This is a genomic window from Actinoplanes sp. CA-252034, from assembly GCF_050956125.1.
GTDB lineage: Bacteria > Actinomycetota > Actinomycetes > Mycobacteriales > Micromonosporaceae > Actinoplanes.
The window spans coordinates 936,687-952,639 of record NZ_CP191846.1; the positions used below are offsets into that span (position 1 = coordinate 936,687).

A 15,953-nucleotide genomic window follows, 5' to 3' on the forward strand; every position below is an offset into this window, starting at 1 on the left:
TTTCCGGCAAGTCGTAGGCTGCGCTGTCAGCGAACTTCGTGGAGTCTTTCGCCCTGTTTGCGAGATTCACCGGAGGCCAGGGTCACAGGTGCCGGGCGAAGGTGCCTACGATGGTTCGGCAGACTGTCTAGGGGAGCGTTGACCCGTGTCGATTTTGGAAAAGATTCTTCGCGCCGGCGAAGGCCGCATGGTGCGACGGCTCAAGGCGATCGCGGACGCGGTCAACTCGATCGAGGACGACTATGTCGATCTCACCGATGACGAGTTGCGCGAATGCACCCAGCAGTTCAAGGAGCGCTACGAGGAGGGCGAGACTCTCGACTCGCTGCTCCCCGAGGCCTTCGCCGTCGCCCGGGAGGGCGCGAAACGGGTGCTCGGCCAGCGGGCCTACGACGTGCAGCTGATGGGCGGTGCCGCCCTGCACTTCGGCAACATCCCGGAGATGAAGACCGGTGAGGGCAAGACCCTGACCGGTGTGTTCCCGGCCTACCTCAACGCGTTGAGCGGCAAGGGCGTGCACATCATCACGGTCAACGACTACCTCGCCCAGCGTGACGCCGAGTGGGTCGGCCGGGTGCACGTGTTCCTCGGCCTGAGCGTCGGCGTGATCCTGCCGAACCGGCCGGCCGCCGAGCACCGTGCCGCTTACCAGTGCGACATCACGTACGGGACGAACAACGAGTTCGGCTTCGACTACCTGCGCGACAACATGGCGTGGTCGAGTGACGAGCGGGTGCAGCGCGGGCACAACTTCGCGATCGTCGACGAGGTCGACTCGATCCTGATCGACGAAGCCCGTACCCCGCTGATCATCTCCGGCCCGGCCGAGCACTCCCAACGGTGGTATGGCGAGTTCGCCCAGATCGTCGCCCGCCTCCAGGCCGGCAAGGACGGCGAGGGCGACTACGAGGTCGACGTGGCCAAGCGGACCATCGCGGTCACCGAGCGCGGCGTCGCCAAGGTCGAGGACCGGATCGGGATCGACAACCTCTACGAGTCGGTCAACACCCCGCTCGTCGGCTATCTGAACAACGCGATCAAGGCCAAGGAGCTCTACAAGCGCGACAAGGACTACATCGTCAGCCCCGAGGGCGAGGTCCTGATCGTCGACGAGTTCACCGGCCGCATCCTGCACGGCCGCCGCTACAACGAGGGCATGCACCAGGCCATCGAGGCGAAGGAGGGGGTGGAGGTCAAGCAGGAGAACCAGACGCTGGCCACCGTCACCCTGCAGAACTACTTCCGCCTCTACGAGAAGCTCGGCGGCATGACCGGTACGGCGCAGACCGAGGCCGGCGAGTTCAACAGCGTCTACAAGGTCGGCGTCGTGAGCATCCCGACGCACCGCCCGATGGTCCGCATCGACCACCCGGACGTCATCTACAAGACCGAGAAGGCCAAGTTCAACGCGGTCATCGAGGACATCGCCGAACGCCACGCGACCGGCCAGCCGGTCCTCGTCGGCACCGTCTCCGTGGAGAACTCGGAGATCCTCTCCACCCTGCTGCGCCGTCGTGGCATCCCGCACAGCGTGCTGAACGCGAAGTTCCACGCGCAGGAGGCCACGATCATCGCGCAGGCCGGGCGGAAGGGCGCGGTCACCGTGGCCACCAACATGGCCGGGCGTGGCACCGACATCCTGCTCGGCGGCAACCCCGAGTTCACCGCCGCCGCCGAGCTGCGCCAGCGTGGCCTCGACCCGGTGGAGAGCCCGGAGGAGTATGCGAAGGCCCTGGAGGACATCCTCCCGAGCGTGAAGCAGGCCACCGAGCAGGAAGCCGCCGACGTGGTCGCCGCCGGCGGTCTCTACGTGCTCGGCACCGAGCGCCACGACTCCCGCCGCATCGACAACCAGCTGCGCGGCCGGTCCGGCCGGCAGGGCGACCCGGGCGAGTCCCGGTTCTACCTGTCGCTTCAGGACGACCTGATGAAGCGGTTCCGGGCGGGCGCCGTCGAGGCGGTCATGGAGCGCTTCAACATCCCCGAGGACGTTCCCATCGAGTCGAAGATGGTGAGCAAGCAGATCCGCAACGCGCAGACCCAGATCGAGGCGCAGAACGCGGAGATCCGCAAGAACGTCCTCAAGTACGACGAGGTCATGAACAAGCAGCGGCAGGTCGTCTACGCCGAGCGCCGGCGCGTGCTCGACGGCGAGGACATGCACGAGCAGGTCACCCACATGATCGACGACGTGGTCGCCGACTACGTGAGCGCCGCGACCGCCGACGGCTTCGCCGAGGACTGGGACCTCGACGACCTGTGGACCAACCTCAAGCGGCTCTACCCGATCACCCTCACGATCGAGGACATCGTCGAGGAGTCCGGCGGCGAGCGGAACACGATCGACCAGGAGTTCCTGCTCGAGCAGCTCAAGCAGGACGCGCAGGCCGCCTACCAGGCCCGTGAGGACGAGCTCGGTGCCGAGGCGATCCGCGAGCTGGAGCGTCAGGTGCTCCTCTCGGTGATCGACCGCAAGTGGCGTGAGCACCTTTACGAGATGGACTACCTGCAGGAGGGCATCTCCCTGCGGGCCTACGCGCAGCGCGACCCGGTCGTCGAGTACCAGCGCGAGGGCTTCGACATGTTCAACCAGATGATGGAGGGCATCAAGGAGGAGGCGGTCGGCCTCGTCTTCAACCTGGAGGTCCAGGTCGAGGAGGCGCCGGCGCCCGTCACGCTGGACACCAGCCAGGCCTTCGAGCTGCCCAGGGTCGGCGAGGTGCCGGACGACGAGCCCGAGCGGGTCGAGGTGCACGCCAAGGGCCTCAACACGCCCAGCCGTCCGCAGAACCTCCAGTACACGGCTCCGACGATCGACGGCGAGGCCGGTTCGGGGCGTCCGCAGGCCCAGCCGGAGCCGCCGGTCGCGATCGGCCCGGGTGGCTCGCCCGTCCCGGCGAGCCCGGCGCACACCACGGCCCGCGCGGCGTCGAGCCGGTCGTCCGCCGGCCAGTCCGAGTCGAACGGCCCGTCGCGGAACGCGCCGTGCTACTGCGGCTCGGGCAAGAAGTACAAGCGCTGCCACGGAGCGCCCGGGACGGCCTGATAGTTCGCCTGAACGGCCCGTGCGGTCCGGCTTCGGCCGGGCCACACGGGCCGTTTCGCGTTCCCGCCGGTCACCGCGCGCTGCCTGCTGCCCGCCGCCTGCCGGTCGCCATCCGCCGCCTTCGCGGGGTGTCGCGTCCGATCGTGATGGCGTCGGCTCCGATCAGATGACCAGCAGGGCGGTCGCGGCCCAGGTCTGCTGGTGCAGTTCGAGCCGGAACGCCATCGCCCAGGTCCGGTCGCCGGTGACCAGGGTGACCGCGGCCTCGACCGCGCCGGCCCGAGGCTCGCACAACACCACCTTGATCACCGCGACCGGTGGCCGCCGGGCGGTCGCCTGGCGCGTCCTGCGCAGATCGGCCGCCCGGCGTGCCCCGGCGAGGCCCTGGGCGACCACCTCGGCCGCGTGTGACGGCAGCGCGAGCCGCCGTAGGTGGGCGGCGGGCCGGAATCCGTTGAGGACCTCCACGCAGAGCCGCACGAACCGCCGGACCGCGAGCTTGGCGTCGCCGGACGCGCCGGCGACAACCGGTGGCTCCATGGTGGCCGGCGGCGACGCTGCCGAGCCGTCGGCCGGCCACTCCAGCGTCAGCTGCCGCGACGACGTCCAGACCTGAGGGGTCGCCTCGTCGTCGAACGGGGGTTCATACCGGGGAACCGGGCGCAGGCGGATAGCCGCCCGCGACCCGTTGGGTGCCAACTCGACCGCCGAGCGCATCGCCACCGCCAATCCTTGCGTTTGCCTCCGTTTGCCTTCGATAGCGTCGAGTGTTGCTCACGCGCAGTCGCGGCGACAAGCGGCGGTCATCGATCCGGTAAGAGGCACAAAAGCCGCCGGGCAGGCTATTCCGCCTCGCGCTCGGTCAACGGGTTGTCGCGGACCCACGCCGCGGTCTCGGCGTACTTCCCCGCGATGTACTCCTCCAGCCTGGCCCGCTCGACACGCCATTGACCGCGGCCACCGATCTTGATCGCGGGCAACTCGCCGCTGCGGACCATGTGGTAGACCTGCGAATCCGAGACGTTGAGCTCGACCGCTACGTCGGACAGCAGCAGGAAACGAGGCTCGGACACGGCAATCTCCTATCGACAGCCTCAGTTTGCCACCGTTTGCCGTCACAGGGTCTCTGGCGCGGAGACGAACAGCCTTGGGCGTACGGGCAGCGGTCCCGGATTCGCCTCGGAGCTCTCGGAGCCCTCGGAGGATTCGGAGCCCTCGGAGCCCTCGGCGGACTCCGATCCCTCGGAGGACTCGGAGCCCCGGCGGTCCCGTTCCGGAGACGCCTGGTGGAATGGTGCACTCGGCGAACCGTGTGGACGGTGTACTGTCCGGGACCGCAGAACGTGCCTGTGCAGGAGGAAGACGTGCCGATCACCGATCTGGTCCGGGTTTACGTGCCGGCCACACTGCCGATGCTCGCCGCGTTGCGGGCTGACGGGCAGCTCGGCGACCAGGCGACGATCGCGCACGCGGTGACGCCCGCCCTGCGGGAGTGGTATGCGGAGGGTGACGAGGAGGAGCTCGAGTACGTGGCCTTCACCCGGGCCGCGCAGGGCGCCCTGCAACTGCTCCGGCACGATCCGGCCGCCCCGCGCCGACGGGTCGTGGTGTCGGCTGACGTCCCCGCCGCCAGCCTGATCCGGGAGGACACCGAGCTGGGTTCGAGCACCGTCCGCCTGCCGCAGGCGCTGAGCCTGGCCGTGCTGGCCAGCATCCACGTCGACGGCACCGACGCCGAGGAGGCGATCGCGGAGGCCGCCGAGGTGATCGAGGAGGCGCTGGCGGGCGATCCGGACGCCCAGTTCACCGTCGACGGCGCCGAGGATCACGAGCTGGAGTGGTACGCGGTCTCCGAACTCGACGAGCTGCTCTGAGGCCGTTCCCGGCACCGCCCGGCCCGAGGCTCGACGGCCCCGGCCCGAGGCTCGACGGCCCCGGCCCGAGGCTCGACGGCCCCGGCCCGAGGCTCGACGGCCCCGGCCCGAGGCTCGACGGCCCCGGCAGGATCGTGGAGGACGGTCTCGCGCTAGTCCCGGGGTTTCCCGGCCTCGCTCTTGTCGCGGGGCTCGGCCCCGTTCTCGTCCTCGGACGCGAGGTCCGCGGCCCGGTCACGGCCCTCGGCGTCGGGATCCTCGGTCCCGGCCACAGGAGCGCCGGTCCCGGCCGGAAGCTCGTCGGCGGGAGTCTCGTCGGCCGGTGAGCCGAGCGTCCGCCCCACCGCGAAGATCGCGGTCAGGGCGCCGGCGAAGAGGACGATCAGCGCGTTGTTGAGCCGGGCCGTGCTGAGCAGCTCCTGAACCGTCCGCTCCAGCTCGCTGACCTTGCCGGCCAACTCCAGCACTTTCGCCCCGGCGGTGCGCGACAGCAGCTCGCCGATCACGAGCAGCAGGCCCGGCCCGGCGCCGGCCAGCGCATACATCGGCCAGCGAAGGCCGTCCGCCGTCGGCTCCGTCACGGCGCCCGATGCTGGGGAGGTCTCAGCGCGCCGTCCGGCGCGGCGCAGCAGGGCGTAGGAGATGAGCCCGGCCGCGAGACCACTGAGGGCGGCCTGACTGTACGAGAACCACTGTGCCGCGTTGGCCGAGGACGCGGTGTCGCCGGCCCCGAAGGCGTTGAGCACCGGCTCCTGGAAGAGGTTGAGCAGGAAGCCGATCAGGAAGACGCCGACCGAGGCGGAGGCGGCCGCCGTGATCACCCGGGGGATCCGTAGCCCGGCCAGCGCGCCACCGATGGTCGCCGCGGCCGCGACGGTGCCGCCGACGGCCGCGTAGATGGTGCCGAGCGTGTTGATCGTGATGATCGGGATGGCGCTGACCACGCCGACGAGCAGCCCCGTGCCGGTGGCCACGGCGAACCGGGCGGTCGCCCCGAGCGTCCACCGGCGGCCGACCAGGGTGAGCGCCAGGAGTGCCACGGCCGCGCCGGCGACCAGGTCGGCCGAGACGGCGCCGGGTAGCGCGTACGCCGTGGAGGTCACCTCCATGGCGGCGTCCGCCCGGCTGGTGATGCTGGCTCGCGCCGACCAGAGCATCGCGACGGTCCACCCCACGGCCGCGACGGAGAGCAGCGCCACGGTGAGCGGGGACTCCTCGACGGTCTCCGGGGTGGTCTGGCGGTCAGTCATGGGGCTCAGGGTAGCCGCCTCGTCCGCGTACCCCCGACCGGCCGTCCGGTGAGGTGCGACGATGGACTGTTGCCCGCCCGGGGAGCATGGCGCAATTCGCACATGGGGAGACGATGGGCGGTAAGGGCCGATTGTCTGGTTTTGCATGGCGAATCGCGGGTTTTCGCGAAGTTCCTGCCCGCAACGTGCCGACTGACCGTTTGTCTGCGCCATATTACCTGGTCAACGTGGTTTACATGGCCGAAACGCCCGATCCGCACGCTCGTTGTCGGACTGTCTGTGCGGGACAGTCGTTTGTGGAGGCGCAAACTGGACGGATCGGGCTAAATCCTGGACGGCGGCGCGACAAAGTGGCAGCTTATTAGGCATGCCCGACTTCCAAATCAATCCGACGGCGGCTGCCCTTCTCGGCCTCCTCCACGAGGGGGCAATGACCGGTGGTCAGCTGATGGCGGCTGCCGAACGCCGCCTCGGGCCCTACTGGTCGATGACGCGGAGCCAGGTCTACCGCGAATTGCCCGTGCTGGCCGAAATGGGGTATGTCCGCCTCGGAAAGCCGGGCCCTCGATCCAGTCAGCCCTACGCCATCACCGCGTCCGGGAAACGCGCCTTCACCCGCTGGCTCGCCGAGTCGCCGGGTCGGGACGCGCTGCGCAACCCGGTCGCTCTCCGGGTCGCCTTCGGCCAGCAGCACACCGGCGACCAGCTGCAGACGCTGTACTCGAATGCCAACCAGTACCACTCGGAGGCCATGACGATGGCGAAGGAGCAGGCCAAGGAGGCCAAGAAGAACGGTGACCCGTTCGGCGCGGCGGCGCTGGAGTTCGCGGTCGCCTACCACAAGGCCGCTCTCACCTGGCTCAAAGCCGCTCCGACGAGTTGAACGGACCGCCCCGGCCAGCAATCTGGCCGGGCGGCGTAGTCTTGAGTGTCGTGAGCGCTGCCGACTTTCCCGAGCAACTGAAGGCCCTCGACGCGACCCTGCGTAACATCGAGAACGTCCTGGACGTCGACAAGCTGCGCCGGGACAAGGCCGACCTCGAGGAGCAGGCCTCCGCGCCCGACCTCTGGGACGACCAGGCTCGCGCGCAGGAGGTCAACAGCCGCCTGGCGTACGTCTCCGGAGAGATCTCCAAGCTGGAGCGCCTGCGCTCGCGTCTCGACGACGCCGGCCTGCTCCTGGAGATGGCCGAGGCCGAGGACGACGCCGGTTCGGTCGCCGAGGTGGGCGACGAGCTCGTCACGCTGGCCAAGGCGATCGAGGAGATGGAGGTCCGCACCCTCCTCTCCGGCGAGTACGACTCCCGTGAGGCCCTCGTGGCGATCCGGGCCGGCGCCGGTGGGGTGGACGCGGCCGACTTCGCCGAGATGCTGATGCGGATGTATCTGCGCTGGGCCGAGCGGCACGGCTACCCGACCGAGGTCTACGACACGTCGTATGCGGAGGAGGCCGGCCTCAAGTCGGCGACCTTCACGGTCAAGGTGCCCTACGCCTACGGCACCCTCGGCGTCGAGTCGGGCACGCACCGGCTGGTCCGGATCAGTCCGTTCGACAACCAGGGCCGTCGCCAGACCAGCTTCGCCAGCGTCGAGGTGATGCCCGTGGTCGCGCAGACCGATCACATCGACATCCCGGACAACGAGATCCGCGTCGACGTCTACCGCTCCTCCGGTCCGGGTGGCCAGAGCGTCAACACCACCGACTCGGCGGTCCGGCTGACCCACATTCCGACCGGCATCGTGGCCTCGTGTCAGAACGAGAAGTCGCAACTGCAGAACAAGGCGGCCGCCCTGCGCGTCCTCCAAGCCCGGCTTCTGGAGCGCAAGCGCCAGGAGGAGCAGGCCAAGATGAACGATCTGCGGCAGGACACCACCGGCTCGTGGGGCGACCAGATGCGTTCGTACGTCCTCCACCCGTACCAAATGGTGAAGGATTTGCGCACCGAGTTCGAGACCGGCAACCCTTCGTCGGTCTTCGACGGCGATGTGGACGCGTTCATCCAGGCAGGCATCCGCTGGCGCAAGCAGAACGAGATCGCCGGCTGATCGTGGCGGTGACGCAGCGCTACTCGTCCTGAACGGTGAGTCAGGCCGGGTTGCGCTCGAATATGCCGTTACCGCAGCTCGTGAATATTCCCGGCCCCGGCGGGCTTGGCGTTTTCGTTACACCGCGTAGACTCCAGTCCCGTGATTCAGCTCGAGAACGTGACGAAGACGTATCCGAAGGGGTCTCGGCCGTCGCTGGACAATGTCAGCGTCGGGATCGAGAAGGGTGAGTTCGTCTTCTTCATCGGCCCCTCCGGTTCCGGCAAGTCGACGATCATCAAGCTGTTGCTGCACGAGGTTGCCCCGACCAGCGGCAAAGTAATGGTGAACCAGAAGGACGTGACCACGCTGCGGTCCTGGAAGGTGCCGCACTTCCGGCGCTCGATCGGCTGCGTGTTCCAGGACTTCCGGCTCCTGCCCAACCGTACGGCGTACGAGAACGTCGCCTTCGCCCTCGAGGTGATCGGCAAGACCAAGGCCGTCGCCCGGCGCGTCGTCCCCGAGGTCCTCGAGCTGGTCGGCCTGGGCGGCAAGGAGCACCGCTACCCGCATGAGCTCTCCGGTGGCGAGCAGCAGCGTGTCGCGGTGGCCCGGGCCTTCGTGAACCGTCCGCTGATTCTGCTGGCCGACGAGCCCACGGGTAACCTCGACCCGGACACGTCCATCGAGATCATGCGCCTGCTGGACCGGATCAACCGGACCGGCACGACCGTCGTGATGGTCACGCACGACTCCAACATCGTCAACCAGATGCGCCGCCGGGTCATCGAGATCGAGAGCGGACGAATCGTCCGTGACCAAGCGCGCGGTGTTTACGGTTAAGCCCGGCTCCGCCCCCGTAACGAAAGCTGACGCTGTGACACGCGGAGTCCTGGAAGGATCCCCCCGATGCGCGTGAAGTACGTACTCAACGAGGTCTTGGTGGGCCTGTGGCGAAACGTCACGATGACGATCGCCATGATCATCACCATGTCGGTCTCGTTGAGCATGCTGGGCGCCAGCGTGCTTCTGTATATGCAGGTCGACCAGATGAAGGACTACTACTACGGGAACATCCAGGTCTCGATTTTCCTGACCGAGGACATCACCGACGGTCAGAAGGAAGCGATCGACCAGGCGATCACCAGTAGCGACCTGGTCAAGGACAAGAAGTACGAGACCAAGGAAGACGCGCTCAAACGCTTCCAGCAGCTCTGGGCCGACACCCCGGACTTCGTGAACGCGATCAACGCGGACAGCCTGCCGGAGTCGTACCGGGTGACGCTCAAGAATCCCGAGCAGTACAAGGCCTTCGCCGACGGACTTCAGGGACTGGCCGGGATCAGACAGATCATCGACCAGAGCGACATCCTGGAAGAGGTCTTCGACATCTTCAACTCGATCCAGTTGGCCTCACTGATCGTCGCGGGCTTCATGGCGGTGGCCGCCTTGCTCCTCGTGGGTAACACCATCCAGGTCGCGGCGTACAGCAAGCGGCGTGAGGTGGCGGTGATGAAGCTCGTCGGAGCCTCGAACTGGTTCATCCAGGCGCCGTTCGTGCTCGAGGCGGTGGTCGCCGGTCTCATCGGCGCGATCCTAGGGTTCGTGGCGCTCTTCATCTCGAAGGTCGTGTTGCTGGACAACAAGCTCCAGGCGCTCACCACGATCCTCACCCCGATCCCGACCGGCAACGTGATGCTCATGCTGCCGTTGCTGGCCGGTGTGGGCGCTCTGGTCAGCGCGGTCACCGCATGGATCACCCTGCGCTTCTATCTGAAGGTCTGACCACCCGATCGTGTTCGTGCCGAGGGCCGCAATCCTGTCCAGGGTTGCGGCCCTCGGGCGATTTGGGGCGTTGGGGACGATTAGTCGCGGTAGCGTGACGCGGTGGGGTGCCGCCAGCTGGATCGTCTGATCGCCGCCTGCCTCTGCCTCCTCGGCATCGCGGGAATCGTCCTGACCGGACCCCGGCCCGCCGCCGCGGACCGCAACGACGACGCGGCACGGGCCGTCCGCAGGGCCGAGGCCCTCCTGGAGAGCGCGAGCGCCGCCGCCCGTACCGCCGCCAAGAATCTGGCCCGTGCCACCGCCGCCCTCCCTGCCGCCCAGAACCGGGTCGCCACCACCCGCGGCGTCGTCGTGGCCACCCGGGTCCAGGCGGACCTGGCCCGCCGCACCGCCGATGCCGCCCGTGACGGCTACCGGAGGGTCGCCGACGACTACGAGGTCGCGGCCGGACGGCTCGACGAGGCCCGGGCCCGGGTCGACGAGATCGCCGCGGTCAGCTACATGGGCAGCCGGCTCACCCGGTTCAACATGCTCGCCCGATCGACCGGGCCACAGGACCTGGTGGACCGGATGGGGCTCGTCCAGTACCTCCAGACGCGGGAGCAGGAGGAGGTTCGTACCCTCTTCGGCGTCCGCCGGGAGGCCCGCGCCGCGCAGGACCGGGCCGGCGCCGCGAAACGTGCCGCCGAAGCCGCCGAGAGGGCCGCCGTCGACAAGCTCCGCGCCGCACAGAACGCCCAGGCCGCCGCCCTCCGCGCCCGGCAGGCGCTGTATCACCTGGTCCTCGCCCGGCAGACCGCGCTGCGCGCCGCCGAGGCCCAGCGCACCACTGTGCTCGCCCAGTACCGGGCCGCGGTCCGGGCCGAACATCGGGTCCGGTCGGCCGTCCGCGGCTGGGAGAACCGGGGCGGCGTCGGCAGCCGCTATCCGGGCGGGTCCCTTCTGATGCCCGTCCGCGGGTGGAAGAGCAGTGACTACGGCAACCGCTACGACCCCTACTACAGGGTCTGGCAACTGCATGCCGGCACCGACTTCGCGGCCGGCTCGGGCAGCCCGATCCGGGCCGCGGCCTCCGGCCGGGTCATCCAGGCCGGTTGGAACGGCGGTTACGGTCAGTACACGTGTATCAATCACGGACGATTGAGCGGGTACGGGTTCACGACCTGCTACGCCCACCAGTCGCGGATGTACGTCGACGTCGGAGAGTACGTCCGGCGGGGCGAGGTGATCGGCCGGGTCGGCAGCACCGGCGCCTCCACCGGAGCACACCTGCACTTCGAGACCCGGCTCGGCGGCGTGCCCCGCAATCCGCTCAATTACCTGCCCGGCTGCCTCTGCTGAACCGCGGGTAGTCTTCTTCCTCATGCCACGTGAACAGGGTCGCAAGGTGGTCGCCTCCAACCGCAAGGCGTACCACGACTACACCATCCTGGACACCTACGAGGCCGGCATGGTCCTCACCGGCACCGAGGTGAAGTCGCTGCGAGCCGGCCGTTCCTCGCTGGTCGACGCGTTCGGTCACGAGAATGACGGCGAGATCTACCTGCACGGGATGCACATCCCGGAGTACACGCAGGGCACCTGGACCAACCACGAGCCCCGCCGACCCCGCAAGCTGCTGCTGCACCGCGAAGAGATCCACAAGATGCTCGGCAAGCTGCGCGACGACGGCGTCACGCTGGTCCCGCTCTCGGTCTTCTTCCACAACGGGTATGCGAAGGTCGAGATCGGCATCGCGAAGGGCAAGAAGAGCTACGACAAACGCCAGGACATGGCCAGCCGGGACGCGCAGCGGGAGATCAACAAGGCGATGGGCCGCCGCGCGAAGGGCATGGACTGACGGGTATTCTCGCCCGCCCGGCTTTGATCTTCGTCTGATCCGCTGTTGTCCGTCCTGGCGTCATCGTGCGACCTTGTGCTGTCGCTCGATCCGTCGTCGCCCGATCTTCCGTAGTCGTTCGATCTTTCGTTGCCGTTCGAGTTCCGTTGCTGTTCGATCTTCCGTTGCCGTGAGGGAGAACCACCCGTTGGCGAAGCATGCCATCCGTCAGTTCATCCTGGCCCGCCTGGTGCTCGGCTCCGCCGCCGCGGTCCTCGTCGCCCTCGTCGTCTGGGTGGCCGTCGTCGCCGGCGGGTCGGGCAGTACCGGTGAGCCGCTGATGGTCCAGCCGACCGCGGATCTCCAGGCCGCCCAGGGATCACTGCCCGCCGTCGCGCCGTCGACCGAGTCCGTCCCGGTGGCGCCGTCGCTCGATCCTTCGGCTCCGGGCTCCGCTTCGCCCTCGCCGTCCGCTTCCAGGTCACCGTCGGCCTCGGCAAAGCCCAAACCTTCCAAGAGCGTCAGCCGTACGCCCAGCGCGTCGCCGTCCCGCAGCAGCCCCTCACCGGCTCCGGACGTCTTCACGGCCTCCTACGCCACCAGTGCCACCTGGAGGGAAGGCTTCATCGCCGCGGTGAGCGTGGTCAACAACAGCGCCACCGCCCGGGAATGGTCGGTGACCTTGACCTACCCGTCCAGCGCTGACGTCGAGGTGCGCGGCGGGTGGAACGCCACGGTCAGCACGAGCGGAGACACCATCACCCTGCGCGGCCGGTCCCTGGCACCCGGCGCGTCGATCACCGCGGGTTTCCAGGGCTCGAAGGGCGGCTCCGCCACCGGAAAGCCGACCAGTTGCTCCGTCGGTGGCGGCTCCTGCCGGATGAGCTAGGATTGCAGGGCTATGACAACAAGCATGGGGGTGACTGGTTTCGACTTCGTACGTGGAGACAGGGGAAGCGAGCCGAGGAAGCCGACGTCGTCTCGAGAATCGGTCGTCGGAAACTTATAAGCGCCAACTCTAAGTTTGACGCTGACCAGTACGCTCTCGCCGCCTGAGGCAAGTAGCGTGGTCTGTCGGTCTGGGAGCGCCTCCGTCCCAGCTGCCGGCATCAGCTAGGAGGCTGGCCAATGGGTCCCGGTCACGGGGACCTTACGGCGAGATTAATCAGTGACTGGGCCCGTCGTCCGAACTTGCTCACGTGAGTCGGAGGGCCGAGTAGGGACGTAGTGAGCTGCGCTCGGAGAAGCCCTGACAAAGCAACGAAGGACCCGGGTTCGATTCCCGGCACCTCCACGGCATTGCGGCCCCCTGTTCGCGGAAAGCGCGAACCGGGGGCCGTTCCGATTTTCTGCTCCGGGGGCCGAGCCCCCGGAAACCCCGCATCACGGTGGGCACCGCAGGTGGTTGTGTCCCGCTTACCCCCGGCTGCTGTGTCGCCCGTCGGTCTCGTCAGGCGGGTAGGACGGACACGTCGTATTTCTGGATGTGCGTGTCGCGAGTGACGAGGGTCAGGTGTTCTACCTTGGCCTGGGCTATGAGCATCCGATCGAACGGGTCTCGGTGGATCAGTGGGAGCCGTCCTGCGACGATGCCGTGCTCGGCGGTGATGTTCAGGTGCCGGAAGCCGCTGTCGCGGATGCGTTCAGGGAGATCGGCCGGCTTCTCGAGTTTGCCCAGCGACTGCTTGATGGCTACTTCCCAGATCGTCGCCGGGCTTATGTAGACGTCCGGTTCATGATCGAGGCGTTTCTTGATCTCGGCGGCAAGAGTGGGGTCGTCCGTGAGCCACCACAGCACGACGTGCGTGTCGAGGAGCAGGCTCATGCGAGTCCGAAATCCTGTGCGATCGACTCGTTCACCTCGATGGAGTCCCAGTCGTCTGCCACGACGAGCTCACCGGCGAGGGAGCCTCTACCGATCCTGTCCACCCTGCGGTTGAGCGGGATCACCTTGGCGACGGGTGTGCCGGCCCGGCTGATGATGATCTCTTCGCCGTGCTCGACGCGGTCGATGATCCGCGAGAGGTTCGTTTTAGCGTCGTGGATGTTGAACTGCGCGGGGGCTTCGGACATGGCGACCTCCTTAGCTAAGAGGTTAGCCCGGCGTTGGCGAGCGCGGCGAGATCAGCCCCGTTGGTCGCCGATGGTCGTCTTCAGCCGTTGAGCCCGCTCGCCGAGGTTCAAGTACGCGCTCATCAGCTCCACCGAGGGTTCATCATCTTGAACCCGCTGCGGCACCGCGGTCGTGACCTCAGATTCCGAGGCCACGTTCCATGCCCTGAACCAGCCCACGCCGACGTTCCTCTGAGTCGGTCCAGTCAGGGGCGGGGATGCATCCTTGTACTCACCGTTGACGCCGCGATCAAGCCACGCCACCAGCTTTAGCATGGTGTAGCCGGCAAGAGTGGGAATGCGGACGGTGCCGGTTTTTCGCAACCGCAGAGGGAGAGCGGGTTCGCGAAAGCCTCGGCGAAGCCCCGCACGCTCATGGGTTCTCGGCGTGCCGCGGGAGTTGCTGTGCCTGGCGGACGGTCGACCGGTCCGAAGGGTGTGAGATCGGCAGGCGTGTTCGCGACTGTCGACGGCGCGTGGGAGGACACCTACTGGTTCGTGGTAGCCGGCCTGATTTCGACCGCCCGCCCGAGGTCGACGAGGCCCGACGAGGCCCGATGAGAAACGCGAACCGGAGTCCCGAACGGAAGCTGATCGCGTGACCGAGCCGGAAGAGTCGGCTGGCTGGTCAGCGCATTGCCGCCTCCCCGAGGGGGCCTACTCGACCCGCGACAGGGCTCGAAACGGCGGCACCGATGGTGCCGCCGTTTTCGTTGCCGCGCACGGCCGTGAGCTGGTCCGGCATCGATCCATGACAGGGCCGGGCGAACGCCACGGGGCGGACCTCTTCGGCCTTGGCGCTCCGGCGCTCCTCGCTGAGGGGCCGGGTCAGTGCGCTCCCGCTTTGGCGGCAGGCTTCTCGTCGGTCTTTCCGGTCGCCGGGGCGGTCGGCGCGGGGCATCCGAGGACGACCTGGGCGGCCCTGCGCACCGTCCTCGCAGGCAGGACGTCGACGCACCTGACGGTCCCCTCTTCGATGGGCCCGAAGGTGACGTAGGTGCCGCTACCCCGGCGCACATACCGGGGGTAGCCCCAGCCGGGACTGCAGACGGCGTGGCTGAAAGTGCCGGTGACCCGCTTGGTTCCCTTGTACAGACCGTAGTAGCCGGGGCTGCTGAACCGCCATTTGACCGTGAGGTCCTCGGTGTTGGTGGTGCTCTCGTCCTTGCGCACACTGAACCCGACCGTGCGGGTCACCTGCTCGAAGAGCGTTTCGGACGCGTTCGACTGGCCATTGATGCTCGTGCCGACACGATCGACCACGTTCAGGCGGTAGGTGTTTTCCGAAAGTGTTCCGGTGGTCACGTAGAAGCTGGTGAAATGTGTCACGACAGGGGACACCGAGGCTGATTCGACGGTGAATACCTGGTCGCCGATCTCGTTGTAGGAGCATGCCCTCCCCTCGTACGGGGCAGGGGCCGCGGCGGACGCGCTCGACGCGAAACCGGCGGTCATTCCTGTAACGAGTGTCATCGCGATGAGAAACTCACCGGTTCGTCGAGGGGTTACCTTCTTGATCACTTTTTTCTCCTGCTGAGTTGGATTCTGTCGGCTCGGATTTCGGCACCACCGGCTCCGTGCCGCCGACTCCCGGGCATCGGCATCCGGCCGCTGACCTGCCGATTGTTCCGCTCATCTGCGCCTGTGGCATTCGCGGAAGCTCTCGACGGGCTTTGTGTGGTCGCGCCGAATTCGTGCACTCATGTCAATACGGCCACAAGCGGCCGATCAATGACGCGAAATTCCCTCCGGTCCGGCGGGTTTGCTTCCGAGATCAGATTTCGGGCCTGGTGGAAGCTATTCGGAGGTAGTTTACCGGCCCGATTGCGGGGGTCATTTCTGGCCCTGACCATCGGAGACGACCATTTGAATGAACTGATTCCAGAAATTCTTTCCGGGACCACGGCGCCCGCCATTCGATGATCTTCGCGCGGTTCTCGGGCGGCTCCGTGTCGCTCGGTCGGCAGGCTCTTCCACCGGTGCGCAGGTAGGGGATCTCCTCTATGGCCGAGCCGTCCGATCGGCTGCTGCCACCACAA

16 protein-coding genes and 1 other RNA gene are annotated in these 15,953 nt (G+C 67.6%); 10 read left to right on the forward strand and 7 right to left on the reverse strand.

Going from position 1 to position 15,953, the window contains the following annotated elements; all coding sequences use genetic code 11:
• Nucleotides 1-145 precede the first annotated feature (145 nt).
• Nucleotides 146-3,046, forward strand: a complete 2,901-nt coding sequence (gene secA, locus ACQPZW_RS04385) for a preprotein translocase subunit SecA (RefSeq protein ID WP_433793546.1) — start codon at nucleotides 146-148, stop codon at nucleotides 3,044-3,046.
• 162 nt (nucleotides 3,047-3,208) lie between these two features.
• Here secA and ACQPZW_RS04390 read toward each other — a convergent pair whose 3' ends face one another.
• Nucleotides 3,209-3,763, reverse strand: a complete 555-nt coding sequence (locus ACQPZW_RS04390) for an Rv3235 family protein (RefSeq protein WP_433797419.1) — start codon at nucleotides 3,761-3,763, stop codon at nucleotides 3,209-3,211.
• A 125-nt stretch (nucleotides 3,764-3,888) separates the two neighbouring features.
• The gene (locus ACQPZW_RS04395; RefSeq protein WP_433793547.1) at nucleotides 3,889-4,119 is read right to left on the reverse strand and encodes a helix-turn-helix transcriptional regulator; all 231 of its coding nucleotides are present in this window, start codon (nucleotides 4,117-4,119) and stop codon (nucleotides 3,889-3,891) included.
• A gap of 339 nt (nucleotides 4,120-4,458) precedes the next feature.
• On the opposite strand from ACQPZW_RS04395, the gene ACQPZW_RS04400 reads away from it, so the two are divergent.
• Nucleotides 4,459-4,920 (forward strand): DUF6912 family protein, encoded by a 462-nt coding sequence (locus ACQPZW_RS04400; RefSeq protein ID WP_433797420.1) that lies wholly within the window; start codon nucleotides 4,459-4,461, stop codon nucleotides 4,918-4,920.
• Nucleotides 4,921-5,072: 152 nt separating this feature from the next.
• On the opposite strand, the gene ACQPZW_RS04405 is transcribed toward ACQPZW_RS04400, so the two are convergent.
• Nucleotides 5,073-6,170 (reverse strand): hypothetical protein, encoded by a 1,098-nt coding sequence (locus tag ACQPZW_RS04405; RefSeq protein ID WP_433793548.1) that lies wholly within the window; start codon nucleotides 6,168-6,170, stop codon nucleotides 5,073-5,075.
• Nucleotides 6,171-6,537: 367 nt separating this feature from the next.
• Between ACQPZW_RS04405 and ACQPZW_RS04410 the strand changes: the two genes are divergently transcribed.
• From ACQPZW_RS04410 to ssrA, 8 genes are all read left to right on the forward strand, one after another.
• A complete protein-coding gene (locus tag ACQPZW_RS04410) occupies nucleotides 6,538-7,053 on the forward strand; it encodes a PadR family transcriptional regulator (RefSeq protein WP_433793549.1) in 516 nt (171 codons plus the stop codon).
• Between the two features lie 50 nt (nucleotides 7,054-7,103).
• Nucleotides 7,104-8,216, forward strand: coding sequence for a peptide chain release factor 2 (prfB, locus tag ACQPZW_RS04415; protein ID WP_433793550.1), 1,113 nt, complete (start codon nucleotides 7,104-7,106; stop codon nucleotides 8,214-8,216).
• A gap of 141 nt (nucleotides 8,217-8,357) precedes the next feature.
• The gene (gene ftsE, locus ACQPZW_RS04420) at nucleotides 8,358-9,038 is read left to right on the forward strand and encodes a cell division ATP-binding protein FtsE (protein ID WP_109595338.1); all 681 of its coding nucleotides are present in this window, start codon (nucleotides 8,358-8,360) and stop codon (nucleotides 9,036-9,038) included.
• 66 nt (nucleotides 9,039-9,104) lie between these two features.
• Nucleotides 9,105-9,980, forward strand: a complete 876-nt coding sequence (ftsX, locus tag ACQPZW_RS04425) for a permease-like cell division protein FtsX (protein ID WP_433793551.1) — start codon at nucleotides 9,105-9,107, stop codon at nucleotides 9,978-9,980.
• Between the two features lie 102 nt (nucleotides 9,981-10,082).
• Nucleotides 10,083-11,324, forward strand: a complete 1,242-nt coding sequence (locus ACQPZW_RS04430) for a M23 family metallopeptidase (protein WP_433793552.1) — start codon at nucleotides 10,083-10,085, stop codon at nucleotides 11,322-11,324.
• A gap of 22 nt (nucleotides 11,325-11,346) precedes the next feature.
• Complete coding sequence (smpB, locus tag ACQPZW_RS04435) at nucleotides 11,347-11,823, forward strand: SsrA-binding protein SmpB (protein ID WP_433793553.1); 477 nt, start codon at nucleotides 11,347-11,349, stop codon at nucleotides 11,821-11,823.
• Between the two features lie 187 nt (nucleotides 11,824-12,010).
• Nucleotides 12,011-12,691, forward strand: a complete 681-nt coding sequence (locus ACQPZW_RS04440) for a cellulose binding domain-containing protein (protein WP_433793554.1) — start codon at nucleotides 12,011-12,013, stop codon at nucleotides 12,689-12,691.
• A 26-nt stretch (nucleotides 12,692-12,717) separates the two neighbouring features.
• Nucleotides 12,718-13,099, forward strand: a transfer-messenger RNA (tmRNA) gene (gene ssrA / locus ACQPZW_RS04445).
• Nucleotides 13,100-13,252: 153 nt separating this feature from the next.
• Here ssrA and ACQPZW_RS04450 read toward each other — a convergent pair.
• The 4 genes from ACQPZW_RS04450 to ACQPZW_RS04465 all read right to left on the reverse strand — a co-directional run bounded on the left by ACQPZW_RS04450 (nucleotide 13,253) and on the right by ACQPZW_RS04465 (nucleotide 15,435).
• Complete coding sequence (locus tag ACQPZW_RS04450) at nucleotides 13,253-13,627, reverse strand: type II toxin-antitoxin system VapC family toxin (RefSeq protein WP_433793555.1); 375 nt, start codon at nucleotides 13,625-13,627, stop codon at nucleotides 13,253-13,255.
• A complete protein-coding gene (locus ACQPZW_RS04455) occupies nucleotides 13,624-13,875 on the reverse strand; it encodes a type II toxin-antitoxin system Phd/YefM family antitoxin (RefSeq protein ID WP_433793556.1) in 252 nt (83 codons plus the stop codon). Before ACQPZW_RS04455 ends, ACQPZW_RS04450 begins: the two co-directional genes overlap by 4 nt.
• Before the next feature lie 51 nt (nucleotides 13,876-13,926).
• Nucleotides 13,927-14,238 carry a hypothetical protein gene (locus ACQPZW_RS04460; RefSeq protein WP_433793557.1) on the reverse strand — a complete coding sequence of 104 codons (312 nt, stop codon included), beginning with the start codon at nucleotides 14,236-14,238 and terminating at the stop codon, nucleotides 13,927-13,929.
• Nucleotides 14,239-14,742: 504 nt separating this feature from the next.
• Nucleotides 14,743-15,435: a hypothetical protein gene (locus ACQPZW_RS04465; RefSeq protein ID WP_433793558.1), complete on the reverse strand. Its 693-nt coding sequence runs from the start codon at nucleotides 15,433-15,435 to the stop codon at nucleotides 14,743-14,745.
• Nucleotides 15,436-15,953 lie beyond the last annotated feature (518 nt).